General features: G+C 69.3%; 14 protein-coding genes. 2 read left to right on the top strand and 12 right to left on the bottom strand.

The window, feature by feature from the left end:
• Positions 1 to 101 precede the first annotated feature (101 nt).
• Both JX552_RS06165 and JX552_RS06160 read left to right on the top strand, forming a co-directional pair.
• The gene (locus JX552_RS06165; protein WP_205876548.1) at positions 102 to 1451 is read left to right on the top strand and encodes a WS/DGAT/MGAT family O-acyltransferase; all 1350 of its coding nucleotides are present in this window, start codon (positions 102 to 104) and stop codon (positions 1449 to 1451) included.
• A gap of 225 nt (positions 1452 to 1676) precedes the next feature.
• The gene (locus tag JX552_RS06160; RefSeq protein WP_205876547.1) at positions 1677 to 2171 is read left to right on the top strand and encodes a hypothetical protein; all 495 of its coding nucleotides are present in this window, start codon (positions 1677 to 1679) and stop codon (positions 2169 to 2171) included.
• Positions 2172 to 2195: 24 nt separating this feature from the next.
• Here the strand turns inward: JX552_RS06160 and JX552_RS06155 are convergent, their stop codons facing one another.
• From JX552_RS06155 to JX552_RS33180, 12 genes are all read right to left on the bottom strand, one after another.
• The gene (locus tag JX552_RS06155) at positions 2196 to 3401 is read right to left on the bottom strand and encodes an RNA polymerase sigma factor (protein ID WP_241010896.1); all 1206 of its coding nucleotides are present in this window, start codon (positions 3399 to 3401) and stop codon (positions 2196 to 2198) included.
• 13 nt (positions 3402 to 3414) lie between these two features.
• The gene (locus tag JX552_RS06150) at positions 3415 to 3771 is read right to left on the bottom strand and encodes a YciI family protein (protein ID WP_205876545.1); all 357 of its coding nucleotides are present in this window, start codon (positions 3769 to 3771) and stop codon (positions 3415 to 3417) included.
• Between the two features lie 120 nt (positions 3772 to 3891).
• A complete protein-coding gene (locus tag JX552_RS06145; protein ID WP_205876544.1) occupies positions 3892 to 4686 on the bottom strand; it encodes an alpha/beta fold hydrolase in 795 nt (264 codons plus the stop codon).
• A 151-nt stretch (positions 4687 to 4837) separates the two neighbouring features.
• Positions 4838 to 6460 carry a chaperonin GroEL gene (gene groL, locus JX552_RS06140; RefSeq protein WP_205876543.1) on the bottom strand — a complete coding sequence of 541 codons (1623 nt, stop codon included), beginning with the start codon at positions 6458 to 6460 and terminating at the stop codon, positions 4838 to 4840.
• 107 nt (positions 6461 to 6567) lie between these two features.
• Positions 6568 to 6870 carry a co-chaperone GroES gene (groES, locus tag JX552_RS06135; RefSeq protein WP_011739140.1) on the bottom strand — a complete coding sequence of 101 codons (303 nt, stop codon included), beginning with the start codon at positions 6868 to 6870 and terminating at the stop codon, positions 6568 to 6570.
• A gap of 238 nt (positions 6871 to 7108) precedes the next feature.
• Entirely contained in the window at positions 7109 to 8137 is a 1029-nt protein-coding gene (gene tsaD / locus JX552_RS06130) for a tRNA (adenosine(37)-N6)-threonylcarbamoyltransferase complex transferase subunit TsaD (protein ID WP_205876541.1), read from the bottom strand.
• Entirely contained in the window at positions 8134 to 8598 is a 465-nt protein-coding gene (gene rimI, locus JX552_RS06125; protein ID WP_205876539.1) for a ribosomal protein S18-alanine N-acetyltransferase, read from the bottom strand. Before rimI ends, tsaD begins: the two co-directional genes overlap by 4 nt.
• The gene (gene tsaB, locus JX552_RS06120) at positions 8595 to 9233 is read right to left on the bottom strand and encodes a tRNA (adenosine(37)-N6)-threonylcarbamoyltransferase complex dimerization subunit type 1 TsaB (protein ID WP_241011092.1); all 639 of its coding nucleotides are present in this window, start codon (positions 9231 to 9233) and stop codon (positions 8595 to 8597) included. Before tsaB ends, rimI begins: the two co-directional genes overlap by 4 nt.
• Complete coding sequence (gene tsaE / locus JX552_RS06115; RefSeq protein ID WP_205876537.1) at positions 9212 to 9691, bottom strand: tRNA (adenosine(37)-N6)-threonylcarbamoyltransferase complex ATPase subunit type 1 TsaE; 480 nt, start codon at positions 9689 to 9691, stop codon at positions 9212 to 9214. The genes tsaB and tsaE overlap by 22 nt, the downstream gene beginning before the upstream one ends.
• On the bottom strand, positions 9666 to 10733 hold the full coding sequence (locus tag JX552_RS06110) for an alpha/beta fold hydrolase (RefSeq protein ID WP_205878270.1): 1068 nt from the start codon (positions 10731 to 10733) through the stop codon (positions 9666 to 9668). The genes tsaE and JX552_RS06110 overlap by 26 nt, the downstream gene beginning before the upstream one ends.
• A gap of 52 nt (positions 10734 to 10785) precedes the next feature.
• Positions 10786 to 11952: an alanine racemase gene (gene alr, locus JX552_RS06105; RefSeq protein ID WP_205876535.1), complete on the bottom strand. Its 1167-nt coding sequence runs from the start codon at positions 11950 to 11952 to the stop codon at positions 10786 to 10788.
• Between the two features lie 21 nt (positions 11953 to 11973).
• Positions 11974 to 15372 (bottom strand): PE family protein, encoded by a 3399-nt coding sequence (locus JX552_RS33180; RefSeq protein ID WP_205876534.1) that lies wholly within the window; start codon positions 15370 to 15372, stop codon positions 11974 to 11976.
• Positions 15373 to 15444 lie beyond the last annotated feature (72 nt).

Raw genomic sequence — 15444 nt, 5'->3', positions numbered from 1 at the left:
GCTCAGCGACACCCGGCGCCTAACTTCTGCGGTAATCGACGGGGCCGTAGCACCCCCGAAGACACCAAACCCCCACGCAACTACGCACCAAAGGACAACTCATGGAACTGATGTCACCCGTCGAATCGATGATGCTGCTCGCCGAGTCCCCCGGACACCCGATGCACGTCGCCGGGCTGCAGCTGTTCCAGACACCGGCCGGTGCCGGGCCCGAATTCGTCCGCGAGTTATGCCAGGCGCTGCGGTCCAGCGACGACGTCGCACCGCTGTTCAGCAGGTACCCGGCCCGGCTGCCGGGGGGTTTGAACCTCGGCTGGTCCGCCGCGGGCGACATCGACCTCGACTACCACATCCGCCACTCGGCACTACCCCGCCCCGGCCGGGTGCGGGAGCTGCTGGAACTGACCTCGCGGCTGCATTCCGGCATGCTCGACCGGCACCGCCCGTTGTGGGAGACCCACGTCATCGAGGGACTGGCCGACGGACGGTTCGCCGTCTACACGAAAATCCATCACGCCCTCGTCGACGGGATCTCGGCGATCAATCTGCTGCAGGGGTCGCTCAGCGCCGATCCGCTCGACGAGGGGATCCGGGCGCCGTGGTCGTCGCCTGCGCGCGTCGCGGATCCCGCCGCCGCGCCGTCAGGGTTGCAGACGCTGGCCCGAGCGGTCAAATCCATTCCACGCCTTGGCACCTCGACGCTCGGACTGGCGCGTTCCGCGCTGCTCGAACAGCAACTCACGCTGCCGTTCCGGGCACCGCGCACCATGCTCAACGTGCCGATCGGCGGTGCGCGCCGGTGCGCCGCGCAGTCATGGTCGATGCAGCGCATCAAGGACGTCAAGAACGCCGCCGGGGTCACCGTCAACGACGTGGTACTAGCGATGTGTGCCGGTGCGCTGCGCGCGTACCTCTCCGATCAGCAGGCGCTTCCCGAAAAGCCTTTGGTGGCAATGGTTCCGGTCAGCCTGCGCACTGCCGATGAAGGCGCCGGGGGTAACGCGGTCACTGCCGTGCTGGCCAATCTGGGCACGCACGTTGAGGACCCCGCGCAGCGGCTGGCCACGATCAGCTCCTCCATGCGGGCGAACAAGGCCGTAGTGGCCGGGATGCCCAGGCCGCAGGCCATCGCGATGGGAATGGCGCTGCTGTCGCCGGTCATGCTGGGCGGCGTGACCGGGAGCGCGGCAACGCCACCGCCGTTCAACGTGTGCATCTCGAACGTTCCCGGCGCCCGGAACCCCTTGTACGTTAGAGGCGCTCGCCTGGAAGGCAGCTATCCGATGTCGATCGCAGCCAACGGACAGGCGCTCAACATCACGCTGGTGGCCAGCGGCGACAGGCTGGACTTCGGCCTGGTGGGGTGCCGCCGCGCGGTGCCGCATCTACAGCGACTGCTCGACCACCTGGAGACCTCACTCAAAGACCTGGAGCGGGCCGTCGGTATCTGAGAGCTCGACCCACGGCAGCGGCTGCACATCCGCAAGGGCGCGCGTCGTCCTCGTTGACATCACCGAGCAGGGGCGAGCACGCGTTGCAAAGGTGCCGCCCCTGCACATTCGGGTGGTGAGGGAGCAGCTGTTCGCTTCGCTGCCGGAGCGAGACGTGCGCGCGCTGGGCCGCGCGAACGCGACCGAATACAGTTCAGTGACGCCATGCCCGCCAAGGAGGTACTCATGCTGAGGGTTACCCACACCCTGGCCGTCGTCGCTGTGCTGGTTTTTCCGGCGGTACTCAACAGCGCCCACGCCAACAGCGCCCCGCTGCCCGCCTTCTGCGTGCCGCCCAGCGTGGTGGACAACATTTGCACCACGCGTCTGACATCGGTGACGGCCGATGTCGTCAACGGGACGATCACCGGCGCTCCGGTCGGTGGCGGGCCGGCGATTACCCTTGCGGGCCAAGCCGATGCGTATCTCAAGTCGACGGGGTTCGGTGCTACACCACCGAATCCGGTACAACGCTGGGACGCCGCGATCGACGGTGTCGGCAGTCCCGACCCGTCCGATCCCAACTGGTACGGCAATGCCAAGTCCCTAGCATTCCTGCCCAGGACACTGAACGACCTTGCCACCCAGTTTCCCCCGGGCAGCCTGGTTGTCCGGTTCACGCCTGACGATTCGCAGCCGGGCATGTTCCGCCTGGTATCCATTCAGCCGTCGTCGCAATAGGCGCGCCGCAAACGGGCGCAACCGCTAATACGCTTCATCGCGACGGCGGGTGAGATACGCCCGCTCTGCGGGATTGTCGACCAGGGCGATGGCCGCCTCATAGGCTGTCCGCGCCTCGGCCGACCGCCCGAGGCGGCGCAGTAACTCGGCGCGGGTGACGTGGAATGCGTGGTAACGCTGCATGCCCGCCGGCGGCAGTCGGTCCACCCGGGCCAGCGCGACCTCGGGCCCGTCGAGTTCGGCGACAGCGATCGCATAGTTGAGTTGGGCGACGGGCCCGGGGTCGTAGGTCATCAGCTGTCGATACAGTTCGGCGATCTGGGACCAGTCGGTGTCGGCAGCGGTCGCCGAGTCGGTGTGCGCCGCGTTGATCGCCGCGAGCACTTGATAGCGACCGGGCCGGTTGATGGACAGGCACTTTCGGACCAGAGCGTGTCCCTCCTCGATCAGCTCACGGTCCCATTGGCTGCGGTCCTGTTCGTGCAGTGGCACCAGTTCGCCGTCGGCGATCCGGCTCGGCCGGCGGGACTGGGTGAGCAGCATCAACGCCAGTAGACCCGTGACCTCGGGCAGGTCAGGTAGCAACGCGTGCAGGGTTCGGCCTAGTCGGATCGCCTCGGTGCTGAGGTCATCGCGCACCGCCCACCCAGCGGTGGACAGGTAACCCTCGTTGAAGACGAGGTAGATCACGGCAAGCACCGCCGCCACCCGCTCGCCGAGGTCCTCGGTCGCGGGCACCCGATACGGGATATGCGCATCCGCGATCTTCTTCTTCGCCCGGCTGATTCGCTGAGCCATCGTCGTTTCGCTGACGAGAAACGCGGCGGCGATCTCGGCGGCGGTGAGCCCGCAGAGCAGTCGCAGCGTCAACGCCACCCGGGCCTCGGGCGCGAGCGCCGGATGACAGCAGGTGAAGATCAACCGCAGCCGTTCGTCCGGAACGGGACCGGTCGGTTCGTGTCCGGTGTCATCGTGAATCATGTGTGCCGCCAGGTGTTTTGACCAGCGTCGCGATTCGCGGCGCAGCCGGTCGATCGCCTTGTTGGCCGCGGTCGTCGTGAGCCAGCCGGCCGGATTGGGCGGAATCCCGTCGTGCGGCCATCGCTCCAGCGCGCTCAGCAGAGCCTCGCCGGCCGCCTCTTCGGCGATGTCGATATCGCCGAAGCGGCGCACCAGCGAGGCGATCACCCGCCCGTACTCCTCGCGGAAGACCCGCTCGATCGCGTCCACGCGCCGTCGGTGCTCAGCCTTGGAACGGGCGCACTGCGACGCGACCCTGGCAAGCCTTGGACCCCTGTTTCGCCCAGTCCAAGGCGGCATCGAGGTCGGCGGCCTCGATGACCCAGAAACCGCCCAAGTACTCCTTCGACTCGGTGTACGGGCCGTCGGTGACGATGGCCGTCTCACCGGTGTGGTCGACGGTGGTGGTCGATTCCGGCGGCATCAGACCGCCGGCGAACACCCAGGCGCCCGCGGCCTGCAGCTTGTTGTTGAACGCGTCGACGGCATCGAAGATCGGCTGCATCTGTTCGATGCTCATCTCCGCCATTGCGGCGGTGTCGTCGGCGTCGTGGTTGACGGCCAGGAAGTATTGCGGCATCACATGCTCCTAGGACTAGGCGGGCTCGCCGGGTGGTGGCCCCTCATGGTGTCTACGAAGACGGCACGCTGGATATGACATGTCCGGGGCGGGAAATTCATCGCAGTGCGCAATACGCGGTCAGGGTCGGTTCTCTGCCGCCATCAGGTGCCGCAGGATGGCCGGATGGACGACCTCGGAGTGGTCGAGATGCGGGGCATGTCTGGCGCCGTGGACGGTCAGCAACTCCGCGCCGGGATACAACTGCAGGACGCGCCGATGGTTGGCATACGGGGTGACGGAGTCCTCGGTGCCCCACACCACGAGCACCGGACGCGGATGTCGTCCCACGGCGGCCCACTGGTCCCCGGCGTGGGCAGGAAAGTTGGCGACGGTCGACGCGAACGATTCGGCCATGCCCGGGAACTGCAGCTGTTCCCGGGCTTGCTCGTTGTAGTCCGGGAATCGGTCTGGACGACTCAGATGCTGGCATTCCAGGCGATCGATGACGTCATCGATGCGCGAGGCAACGAGTCTGTGGGCACCGGGCAGTCGCAAAAACGACTGGGCGAGAATCTTCAGCGTCCCGGACGCATAGAGCCCGGGCGCGATGAGTCCGATGCTGTCGGTGCGGTCAGGACTCTCGGCGGCGAAACGAGTCACGATGAGCGCGCCCATCGACCACCCGATCAGATGCATGCTCTCGATCCCGAGTGTGTCCACCAGTTCGCGCAGTTGCCGGACATAGAGGTCGAGGTCGTACCTGGCCGGCGGCCGGTCCGACAGCCCGCGACCGAACTGGTCGTAACGCAGCACGCGAAACCCCTGAGCGGCAAGCGCTTCGGACAACGCCTGCCATGCATGGCTCGGGGTGACGAGGCCGTGAACCAGCACCACCCATGGACCATCGTCTCCGACGACGTGGTAAGCGGTCACGCCTTGTGACAGTGACGCCGATCGGGCCCGTGCCGCCTCCCGGGCTTGCGGCAATGACTGCACATCCGCAGCGTAACCACCGCCGCACCGACCAGAAGCGAGACACCCCCGGCCCAACAGGATCCGGGGGTGTCTCGTCGAATTACTGAACTCAGTGGTGGTGATGACCGTGGCCGTGGCCGTGGTCGTCTTCCTCATCGGCCGGCTTCTCGACGACGGCCGTCTCGGTGCTGAGCACCATCCTGGCCACCGAAGAGGCGTTGAGCACGGCCGAGCGGGTCACCTTGACCGGGTCGACGATGCCCGCGGCGCCGAGGTCCCCGTAGGTCCGGGTGGCGGCATTGAGCCCCTCCCCGGTGGGTAGCCCGTTGACCGTGTTGACCGCGACAGCACCATCCAGCCCGGCGTTGGTCGCGATCCAGTACAGCGGAGCGGCCAGCGCCTCGGAGAACACGTCGACGCCGAGCTTCTCGTCGCCGCTGAGCTCGTTGCGCAGCGACTCGAGCACGTGGCGTGCCTGAATCAGCGCCGAGCCGCCGCCGGGGACGATGCCCTCTTCGACCGCGGCCTTGGCCGCAGCGACGGCGTCCTCGACGCTTTCCTTGCGCTCCTTGAGAGCAGTCTCGGTGGCGGCGCCGACCTTGATGACGGCCACCCCTCCGGCCAGCTTGGCGACGCGTTCCTGCAGCTTCTCGCGGTCCCAATCGGAGTCGCTGGCTTCGACCTCGGCGCGCAGCTGCTTGACCCGGTTGTCGACCGCATCCTTCGAGCCGGCGCCGTCGACGATGATGGTGTCGTCCTTGCTGACCACCACGCGTCGGGCCGAACCCAGCACCTCAAGGCCCACCTCGCGCAGCAGCAAGCCGACGTCGGGGTTGACCACCTCGCCGCCGGTCACGATGGCCAGGTCCTGCATGAAGGCCTTGCGGCGGTCGCCGAAGAACGGCGACTTGACCGCGACGGCCTTCAGCGTCTTACGAATGGAGTTGACGACCAGCGTCGCCAGCGCCTCACCCTCGACGTCCTCGGCGATGATCAGCAGCGGTTTGCCCGATTCGGCGACCTTCTCCAGTAGCGGCAGCAGGTCGGGCAACGAGCTGATCTTGTCCTGGTGCAGCAAGATCAGCGGGTCGTCGAGGACAGCCTCCTGGGAGTCGAAGTCGGTGACGAAATAGGCCGACAGGAAGCCCTTGTCGAAGCCCACGCCTTCGGTGAATTCCAGCTCGGTGTCCAGCGTCGAGGACTCCTCCACGCTCACCACGCCGTCATGACCGACCTTGCTCATGGCCTCGCCGACCAGGTCGCCCAGTCGCTCGTCGCGCGAAGACACCGTCGCCACCTGGGCGATGGCTTCCTTCCCCGACACCGGTGTGGCCGCGGCCAGCAGCGCCTCGGATACCGCGTCGGCGGCCTTGCTGATGCCCGAACCCAGGGCGATTGGGTTGACCCCCGCGGCGACCAGCCGCAGTCCGCCCTTGACCAGGGCCTGGGCCAGCACGGTCGCGGTGGTGGTGCCGTCGCCCGCCACGTCGTTGGTCTTGGTGGCGACCGACTTCACCAACTGCGCACCGAGATTCTCGAACGGGTCTTCCAGGTCGATCTCGCGTGCGACGGTGACGCCGTCGTTGGTCACCTGCGGCCCACCAAATGCCTTGGCCAGCACCACGTGGCGGCCACCGGGCCCGAGGGTCACCTTGACCGCGTCGGCGAGTTTGTTGACGCCCGCTTCCATCGCGCGACGTGCGGTCGCGTCGTACTCAATTAACTTGCTCATGAGGCTCCTTCGCCCAGCTAGTAACGCATGCCGCCCCGGAAATCGCCCGCGCTTGCGCGCGGGGATCGCCGGGGCGGAACACGTTGCGTTACTTCAAACGACCAGTGTTACTTGGAAACGACAGCCAGCACGTCGCGCGCCGACAGGATCAGGTATTCCTCGCCGCCGTACTTGATTTCAGTGCCGCCGTACTTGCTGTAGATGACGGTGTCACCTTCAGCGACGTCGAGCGGGATCCGCTTTTCGCCGTCTTCGTCCCAACGGCCGGGGCCGACTGCGACGACGGTGCCCTCCTGGGGCTTCTCCTTGGCGGTGTCGGGAATGACCAGACCGGATGCGGTCGTGGTCTCGGCCTCGTTGGCCTGTACGAGAATCTTGTCCTCGAGTGGCTTGATGTTGACCTTCGCCACGATTGGAGCCCTCCACTAGTTGAATCGGGTCCGGAGCGTCTGCCCCGACCGGAGTTGGCGGTCGGTCCGGGGCTACCCCGCACCGTCCGAATTACCAGGTGATTTGGCAATCGTCCGGATCCCTCGCGCCGTCGTCGCGGGTGCCGACACCAGGGTCGTCCGACTGCCACCTAGCACTCTATACATGAGAGTGCTAGCACTCAAGGGTGCCCCGGTGCTTCTATGCGCTGAGCGAACATCAACCGACCACCTGCCCGCGCACCACGGGCAATCCGGGATCACTCGGCGCGTCCAACGGTGACGGAGCCGCGCCGGCGGCCACCAGATGCGCCGCGAAGGAGGCGATCATCGCGCCGTTGTCGGTGCACAGTCGCGGCCGGGGGATACGCAGCTCCAGCCCCGCGTCGCGGCAACGCTCGGCGGCCAGTTCGCGCAGCCGTGAGTTGGCGGCCACCCCGCCGGCGATCAGCAGGGTCGACACCCCCAGCTCTATTGCCGCACGCACCGCCTTTCGGGTCAGCACGTCGGCCACGGCTTCCTGAAATCCGGCCGCCACGTCCGCAGCGACGAAGTCGGGGTTGCTCTCGACATAGCGGGCCACCGCGGTCTTCAGGCCCGAGAAGCTGAACGCGTACGGATCATCGCGCGGCCCGGTCATGCCGCGGGGAAATACGACCGCGTCCGCATCACCGGTGCGCGCCAGCTCGTCGAGTACCCGCCCGCCCGGGTAACCCAGGCCCAGCAGCCGCGCCACCTTGTCGTAGGCCTCACCGGCGGCGTCGTCGACGGTGCTGCCCAATTCAGCGATCGGCTCACCGAGCGAGCGGACATGTAGCAGGTGGGTGTGCCCGCCGGAGACCAGCAGGGCGACCGAGTCAGGCAGCGGGCCGTGCTCATAGACGTCGGCGGCCAGATGCCCGCCCAGATGGTTCACCGCATAGAACGGCACCCCCCAGGCGGCCGAATACGCTTTGGCCGCGGCAACTCCCACTAACAGCGCACCCGCCAGCCCCGGTCCGATGGTGGCCGCGACGATGTCGGGGCGGTCGAGGCCGGCCGCCGACAGCGCGCGGCGCATCGCCGGGCCGAGCGCCTCCAGATGCGCCCGGGAGGCGATTTCGGGCACCACCCCGCCGAACCGCACATGCTCGTCGACGCTGGACGCGACCTCGTCGGCCAGCAGGGTCACGGTGCCTTCGGGGTCGAGCCGCGCGATCCCCACACCCGTTTCGTCGCAAGAGGTTTCGATGGCCAATATGGTTGTCACTGGGCGACCCTCCGCATCGTGTACGCGTCGGCCCCACTGACGCGGTAATACCGCTTCCGCAGGCCGATCTGTTCGAATCCCACGCTCTCGTACAGGCCGATGGCGGCCTCGTTGTCGGTGCGGACTTCCAGGAACACCACTGCACCATCGGCGAAATCCAGCAACTCGTCGAGCAGCCGACGGCCGATGCCCTGGCCCTGGTAGGCGGGGTCGACCCCGATCGTGTGCACCTCGTATTCGAAGGGCGCGACCCGGCCGAGGCGCGAAATGCCGGCATACCCGACGAGCGTGCCACCGCTACGGGCCCCCACGTAGTGGTTGGTCTTGCTGTGCAGTTCCCGTTCGAAGGCGACCGCCGGCCACGGGTCGTCGCCATCGAAGAGCTGTGCTTCCAACTCGGCGCAGCGGTCGGCATCCGCGTAGGTCAGCGGGCCCAGAGTCACCGGATCCGTGGGGGTCATGTGTGCGCCGCCAGCGGCTTGGCGTCAGGGCGGCGCAGGTACAGCGCCACCAGCGGCGCCGGATCGGCGGACCACTCGCTCACCGCGCGGGCCAGGCCTGCCGGGGTCGGATACCTGGGTTCGTGGTAGGGCAGGTCGAACAGCGCCGCATGATCCGGCGATCCGGCGATCCCCCGCGCGGCGCCCGGATCCACGTCAGCCGGGGCGTTCACCGCGGGCCCTTCGGTGCGGACACCGTCGCGGTAGCGCGCCCAGTACACCTCCCGGCGGCGGGCGTCGGTCACCACCAACGTCTCACCGCTGGTAAGCACGCCGATGGCGTCCAGGCTGCACACGCCGTGCACGGGGATCCCCAATGCGTGCCCATAGGCGGCCCCAGTCGCCATGCCGGCCCGCAGCCCGGTGAACGGCCCGGGTCCGCAGCCCACCACCACGGCGTCCAGGTCGGCCATCGTCAGACCTGCATCGGCAAGTGCGGCAACGACATTAGGTGTCAGGCGTTCGGCGTGGGCGCGGGCGTCGACGGTGACGTGCTGCGCCAGCGTGGTGATGTCATCGACGCGCACGATGCCCGCCGTCACGGCCGGAGTGGAGGTGTCGAGAGCCAACACGATCACGAGCCCACCCACTCCCAGGTGGCGATCCGCACGTCGGAATGGGCGAGGCGCTCGAGGCGGACGTCGAGGTGCCGCTCGGCGAGGCGTTCGACCAACCCTTCACCCCACTCCACCACCACCACGGCGTCTTCCAGATCGGTGTCAAGGTCCAGCGAGTCGAGTTCGCCGAGCAGGTCCGCGCCGTGCTGGTCGAGCAGTCGGTAGACGTCGACGTGGATCATGGACGGGCTGCCCGCCTGGCGCGCCGGATGCACCCGCGCCAGCACGAACGTCGGCGACGTCACCGGGCCTTCGACGTTCATCGCCGCCGCAATCCCCTTGGCCAACACCGTCTTTCCGGCACCGAGGGGCCCGGACAGCACCACCACATCGCCGGCGCGCAGCCGTTCGCCCAGCTTCGACCCGAGCGCGACGGTGTCTTCGACGCGCTCGAGTGTGGCCTTCCCACCGTCAGCCACGGCGCCGCAACCGCCCACGCCGCAGCCGCTCGCCGAATCGGCGGTAGCGCCACTTCAGCTTGCCCGGCTGCGACCGCTCGATCAGCCGGATCAGCCCGTCGTTGATCGTTTCCGGCTTGTCCAGCAACGCCAGGTGGCTGGCCCCGGGGACGATCACCAACTCCGACTGCGGCAGCGAGGCAGACATCAACCGGGAGTACTCGTCCGGCGTGAGCAGGTCATGGTCTCCGCAGGCGATCAGGGTGGGGATCTTGAGCAGCGTCCACAATCCGGCGGTTTCGTCGTGGTTTTCCAGGGCGCGCAGGAAGCCGACCAGGGTGGCGATCGGGGTGCCGTTCATCATCCGCTGCGAGAACGCGTCCAGGCTGCGGCTGACCTGCAGATCGCTGTAGGAAGCGGCGCGCAGGATGGGGCCGATCAGGGAGCGGGAGACGTTGCGCCCGCGGTGCATCAGCTTCGGTGCGGATTTGGCGGTGAACCGGACCGCGTCCAGCGCCGGATTCTTCAGGAACGACCCCAGCGGTGAGCGGGTCACACCTTCGGCGGCCGACGAGATCAGCGCCGCCCCGACGATGCGGCGCCCGTACTGCTCCGGGAACTGTCCGGCATGCGACAGGACCGTCATGCCGCCCATCGAGTGGCCCACCAGGACGATCGGCCCGCGCGGCGCGGTCGCCTGCAGCACCGTTTCCAGGTCCTGGCCGAGTTGGGTGAGCGTGTAGGACTCCGGCTCGCCCTCCCCGGACTGACCGTGGCCACGCTGGTCGTAGAACACCATGCGCACCTGCGCATCCAGCACCTCGCCGAGTCGCATCCGCTGGAAGTGGAAGGCGCCCATGCGCAGACAGAAGCCGTGCGCGAACACGACGGTCAGCGGGGCGTCGGGCGGCCCGGCCTCACGCACCGCCAGCGGCACACCGTCAGAAGTCGTCACCACCTGGGCGCGATCGCTGTCCAGCCGCTCGAAATCCTCACCTTCCCAGGGGTCTTCGTCGGATGAGGTGCGTTCGATGAACGTCTTGCGCGCCGACGCGCCGACCAGGGTGGCCACCGCGGTCAGCCCGGCGCTGCCCGCAAGCCAGGCCCTGCCCTTCGGGATGCGGTGGTTGTCGTCAGCACTCAACGGCGTCAACCTCGCGGTAGGTTCTGGTGATCCGTCCCCGGATGCCGCTCACCACTTCGTAGTGGATGGTCCCGATCAGGTCGGCCCACTCCTGCGCGGTGGGCTCGCCCCGGGTGCCCGGCCCGAACAGGATCGCCTCGTCGCCCGCGGCCACGTCGGGCCGGCCGGGTCCCAGGTCGACCACGAACTGGTCCATACAGACCCGCCCCACTCCGGGCCGCCGCCGTCCGTTGATCAGCACATCCAGCCGCCCGCCCAATGACCGCACGACGCCGTCGGCGTAGCCGACGGGTATCAGCGCCAGATTGGTGTCGTGGGGCGCGGTCCAAGTGTGCGCATAGGACACACCCTCCCCGCCCTTGATCGACTTGACCAGTGCGACAGGGGATTTGACGGTCATCGCCGGAATCAGACCCATGTCGCCCAGTCTAGGCACGGGGCTGAGCCCGTAGACCGCGATGCCCGGGCGCACCAGGTCGAACGTCAGGTCGGGACGGACCATGGTGGCCGAGGAGTTCGACAGGTGGGCCACCTCGAACCGCACCCCTTGGTCGGCGGCATAGGCCAGCATCTCGCGGAACCGCTTTGCCTGGATGTCGTTGATGGGCTGCTCCGGGGCGTCGGCGAAGACCAGGTGCGACATCAACCCCCGCAAAGCGACGGCGTCGTCCGCGACGGCTTGTTTCAGCGCTGTCACCATGGCGGGGAAATCCGCCGCGGCCACGCCGTTGCGGTTCAGGCCGGTGTCCACCTTGACGGTGACGGCGGCCTGGGTGCCGGTGCGGTGCACCGCATCCAGCAGCTCCTCCAGTTGGCGCACCGAGGAGACGGCAATCTGCACGTCGCCCCGCAGCGCGGGGGCGAAGTCAAAGCCGGGCGGGTGCAGCCAGGCCAGGATCGGGTCGACGATGCCATCGGCCCGCAGCGCAAGCGCCTCGTCGACGGTGGCCACACCGAGTTCGGTGGCCCCGGCGGCCAGTGCGGTGAAGGCGACCCGGGTCGCGCCGTGGCCGTATCCGTCGGCCTTCACCACCGCCATGACCTCTGCTTTTCCGGCATGTTCCCGCAGCACCCGGATGTTGTGCGCAATGGCACCCAGGTCGATGACGGCCTCAGCAAGGACGCCCGGGGTCAGGGACATCGGCGTGACGGACACGCCGACCATTGTCCCAGAACGTCAGAGTGGGCCGGTGCTGCCGGCCAGGCCGTCCGTTCCCAGAAGGACCCCGCCTGCACCGCCGGAGCCGGGTGAGCCGGCAAAGGCGTTGGCTGGGTAGACAACCGCAAAGGCGTTGCCGCCGTTGCCGCCGTTACCGCCCTGGACGGCGGCCGAACCACCGTCGGCGCCGTTGCCGCCGGTCGCGGCGCCGGTCCCGTAGTTGAATGCAGTCCCGCCGGACCCGCCACTTGCGGCGTAGGGACCGGTGGTGGACACGCCGGCACCGCCGTTGCCGCCGTAGGCGTTGGCTGTGGACAGGCTGTTGCGAATGATTCCCGAGCCGCCACTACCACCGGCGATCCCGAAGTTGTTCACACCCGCACCCGCAGCCCCGCCATTACCGCCGCGCGCCTCGTGCACGTTGGTGTCGCTGTAGATATCGGCATTGCCGCCATTGCCACCGGCGCCGCCGGCGCCGCCGCTGCTGGCGCCGCCGTTGCCGCCAGTACCGGCGGTCACCGTTCCAGTTCCGAAGGTGCGCACGTTCCCGCCGGCCCCACCTTTCCCGGCGGCCTGGGCACTGTCGGCGCCAGTCCCACCGTTGCCGGCGATGGCGCTGCCTCCGGAGGTGGGACCGAAGACGTCCGCAAAGCCACCGCCGCCGCCCGAGCCGCCGTTGCCACCGGAACCGCTGACACCGGGCGCTCCGTCGTGCGCGATGGCGTTTCCGGATCCCGTTCCGAAAATGGCCGCGTTACCGCCTGAGCCCCCGGATCCGCCGTTGACGCCGAGACCGCCCGTGCCCGGCACGCCACCGTAGGCATTTCCGGCTCCGGAGTTGCCTCCTACACCCCCCATCCCGCCGGTCCCGCCGGTGCCGTTCAGGGCATCGGTGGCGTTGCCGCCGGCGCCCCCGGCACCGCCCGTGGCTGTGGCTGTGGCCGCGGCATTGCTGATGATGGCCTCGCCGCCGCTGCCGCCGCTTCCGCCGTTGCTGAAGCCGGTGCCACCTGCGCCGCCCGTGCTGCCTACCAGGTTGGTGATCGGCGAGCTGGCGTTGTTGATGTCCGCGGTGCCACCTTGCCCGCCGTTCCCGCCGGTGCCGGTGCTGCCGGTGCCACCGGCACCACCGGCACCGGGCACGACGTTGCCGGTTCCGAAGTTAATCGCAGTGCCACCTCCACCGCCGGCGCCGCCGTTTTGACCATTACCGCCGTCCCCGCCGGCGCCGGACGTCGCCGTCGCTGTCGAGGAGGGGTTGGAGATATAGCCCGTGCCGCCGCGGCCACCGGCGCCTCCCGTGCCCGCGGGATTGTCGATGCCGTTCGCCCCGGCGGCCGCGACGGCATTTCCGGTTCCTGAGGAAACTGCCTGACCGCCGTCGCCGCCATTGCCGGGCGTGGGTCCGAGGCCGCCGAGGCCGGGGGTGCCGCCGACGGCATTTCCAGAACCAGAATTGTATGCAGCCCCACCGGTGCCGCCACGGCCGCCGGTGCCAGCGCTGCTGGCTCCGCCCACCCCGCCGGTGCCACCAATGGCCTGCGCCTTCGAGCCACTGCTGTCGATGTATGCATTGCCTCCGGGGCCGCCCTCACCAGGTCCGAAAAACGAGCTGCCGGAGTTATCGAATCCGGCTCCCCCGGCGCCGCCCGCCCCGCCGACGGCGCTGACCACCGAACCGCTGTTGTCGATACGCGCGTCGCCGCCGGGACCTCCGGTCCCTCCGTGAGCGGTGATGCCGACGCCGCCCGCCCCGCCACTACCCGGCGTGACGGTACCGGTTCCCGTAGTCGATGCCGCACCACCGGCGCCGCCCATGCCACCCCTGGCTCCGGCGCCGCCGGCACCACCGCTGCCGGCGATCGCAGCGGTGGTGCCCGTCCGGGACACGCTGGCGCCGCTGCCGCCGTCACCGCCGCCGCCGGCACCGGCACCGTTTCCGCCGTGACCACCGGCGCCGCCCATGCCGTCCTGTGAACCGGCGCTACCGCCGTTGCCGCCCCTACCACCGAAGCCGTTTCCGGCTGCATTGCCGCCAGTACCGCCGGCGCCTCCATTCCCGTACTGACCGCCGGCGCCACCCTGCCCGCCGCTGCCCCCACTGCCGGTGATGGTCTCCGTGTAGCCGGCACCACCTTTGCCGCCATTGCCGCCGGTGACGACGGCGTTGCCGTCCCCGCCGGTCAGGCCGGCGGCAGCGCCCAATCCTCCAGGTGAACCGCCGGGTCCGCCCTTGCCCGCGATGCCCGGGTCACCGCCATGACCGCCCGTGCCACCCGCCGTCGCCGGACCCAGACCGGACCCGCCGGTGCCGCCGTCACCACCCATTCCGGCGGCGCCGCCGGCGCCACCCGCGCCGCCGTTGCCGGGGGCGCCCGCCTGGCCCAGCAACACCGAACCGCGGCCCCCGATGCCTCCTTGACCGCCTTGACCGCCTTGGTTTCCGTTGCCGCCATTGCCCGCGTCGCCGCCGTTCGCGCCCAGCGGCGCCGACGGAGAGCTGGCGTCCCAGCCGGCGCCGCCGGCCCCGCCGGCGCCACCGGTGCCGCCCACACCACCGTGACCGCCGGCGCCACCGTTGCCGAACAGCAGGCCCCCGTTGCCGCCCGCGCCACCCATGCCGCCGGTGCCACCCTGACTGCCGATGCCCCCGGTTCCACCAGCGGCGGTCGAGGTACCCGGCGTGCCGACGCCGCCCGCACCGCCGGCAGCACCGGCGCCGCCCACTCCGCCGGCACCGCCACTGCCGAACAGCAGCGCGCTGCCGCCCAGCCCGCCGGTACCGGCGGCAGTAGTGGCGCCGGCGGCCCCACCGGCGCCACCGGCACCGCCGTTGCCCCATAACCAGCCGCCACTACCGCCGCTGCCCCCGGTGCCGCCGCCGATCCCGCCGGTCCCGCCAACACCCCCGGTGCCGAGCAGACCAGCGGCCCCACCGGCGCCGCCGGACAACCCCGGCGCGCCCGATCCGCCGGCGCCGCCGTTGCCCCACAACAGTCCGCCCGCGCCGCCGTTTTGCCCGCTCCCCGGAGCGCCGTTGGTGCCGTCACCGATCACTGGTCGGCCCAGCAGCAGATTGGTGGGCGCGTTGACGACCCCCAAGATGCCGTCGATGAGGGCCTGCAGCGGGTTGGCGGCGGCCGCCTCGGCGGCCGCGTACGCGCCGCCCGCGCCGGCCAGGGCCTGGGCGAACTCGGAGTGAAAGGTTTCCGCCTGCGCCGCAAGCAGTTGGAACTGCCGACCGTGACCGGAGAACAGGGCAGCGACCGCCGCTGATATTTCATCCTCGGCCGCGGCCAGAACCGCTGTGGTAGGGCCCACCGCCGCGGCATGTGCGGCGGTCAGCGAATTGCCGATACCCGCCACATCGCCGGCGGTGGCAGCCAACGAATCGGTTGCAGCCACCAAATGCGACATCGCTAACCTCCCGACAGGTTGCAAAGATCGTCACGTACGAGTCTGTCGAGTATTGCCCCGCGGATCGCTTCC

This window comes from Mycobacterium gordonae, assembly GCF_017086405.1.
In the GTDB taxonomy this organism is placed as follows: Bacteria; Actinomycetota; Actinomycetes; order Mycobacteriales; family Mycobacteriaceae; genus Mycobacterium; species Mycobacterium gordonae_D.
The sequence above is the reverse complement of the archived record's forward strand: the minus strand, read 5'-3'. Positions and strand labels throughout refer to the sequence as shown.

What these genes read in the sequence shown, in the direction of transcription:
- JX552_RS06165 (WP_205876548.1), top strand. Translation starts at nt 102, where the DNA reads ATGGAACTGATGTCACCCGTCGAATCGATGATGCTGCTCGCCGAGTCC.
- JX552_RS06160 (WP_205876547.1), top strand. Translation starts at nt 1,677, where the DNA reads ATGCTGAGGGTTACCCACACCCTGGCCGTCGTCGCTGTGCTGGTTTTT.
- JX552_RS06150 (WP_205876545.1), bottom strand. Translation starts at nt 3,771, where the DNA reads ATGCCGCAATACTTCCTGGCCGTCAACCACGACGCCGACGACACCGCC.
- groL (WP_205876543.1), bottom strand. Translation starts at nt 6,460, where the DNA reads ATGAGCAAGTTAATTGAGTACGACGCGACCGCACGTCGCGCGATGGAA.
- rimI (WP_205876539.1), bottom strand. Translation starts at nt 8,598, where the DNA reads ATGACCCCCACGGATCCGGTGACTCTGGGCCCGCTGACCTACGCGGAT.
- JX552_RS33180 (WP_205876534.1), bottom strand. Translation starts at nt 15,372, where the DNA reads ATGTCGCATTTGGTGGCTGCAACCGATTCGTTGGCTGCCACCGCCGGC.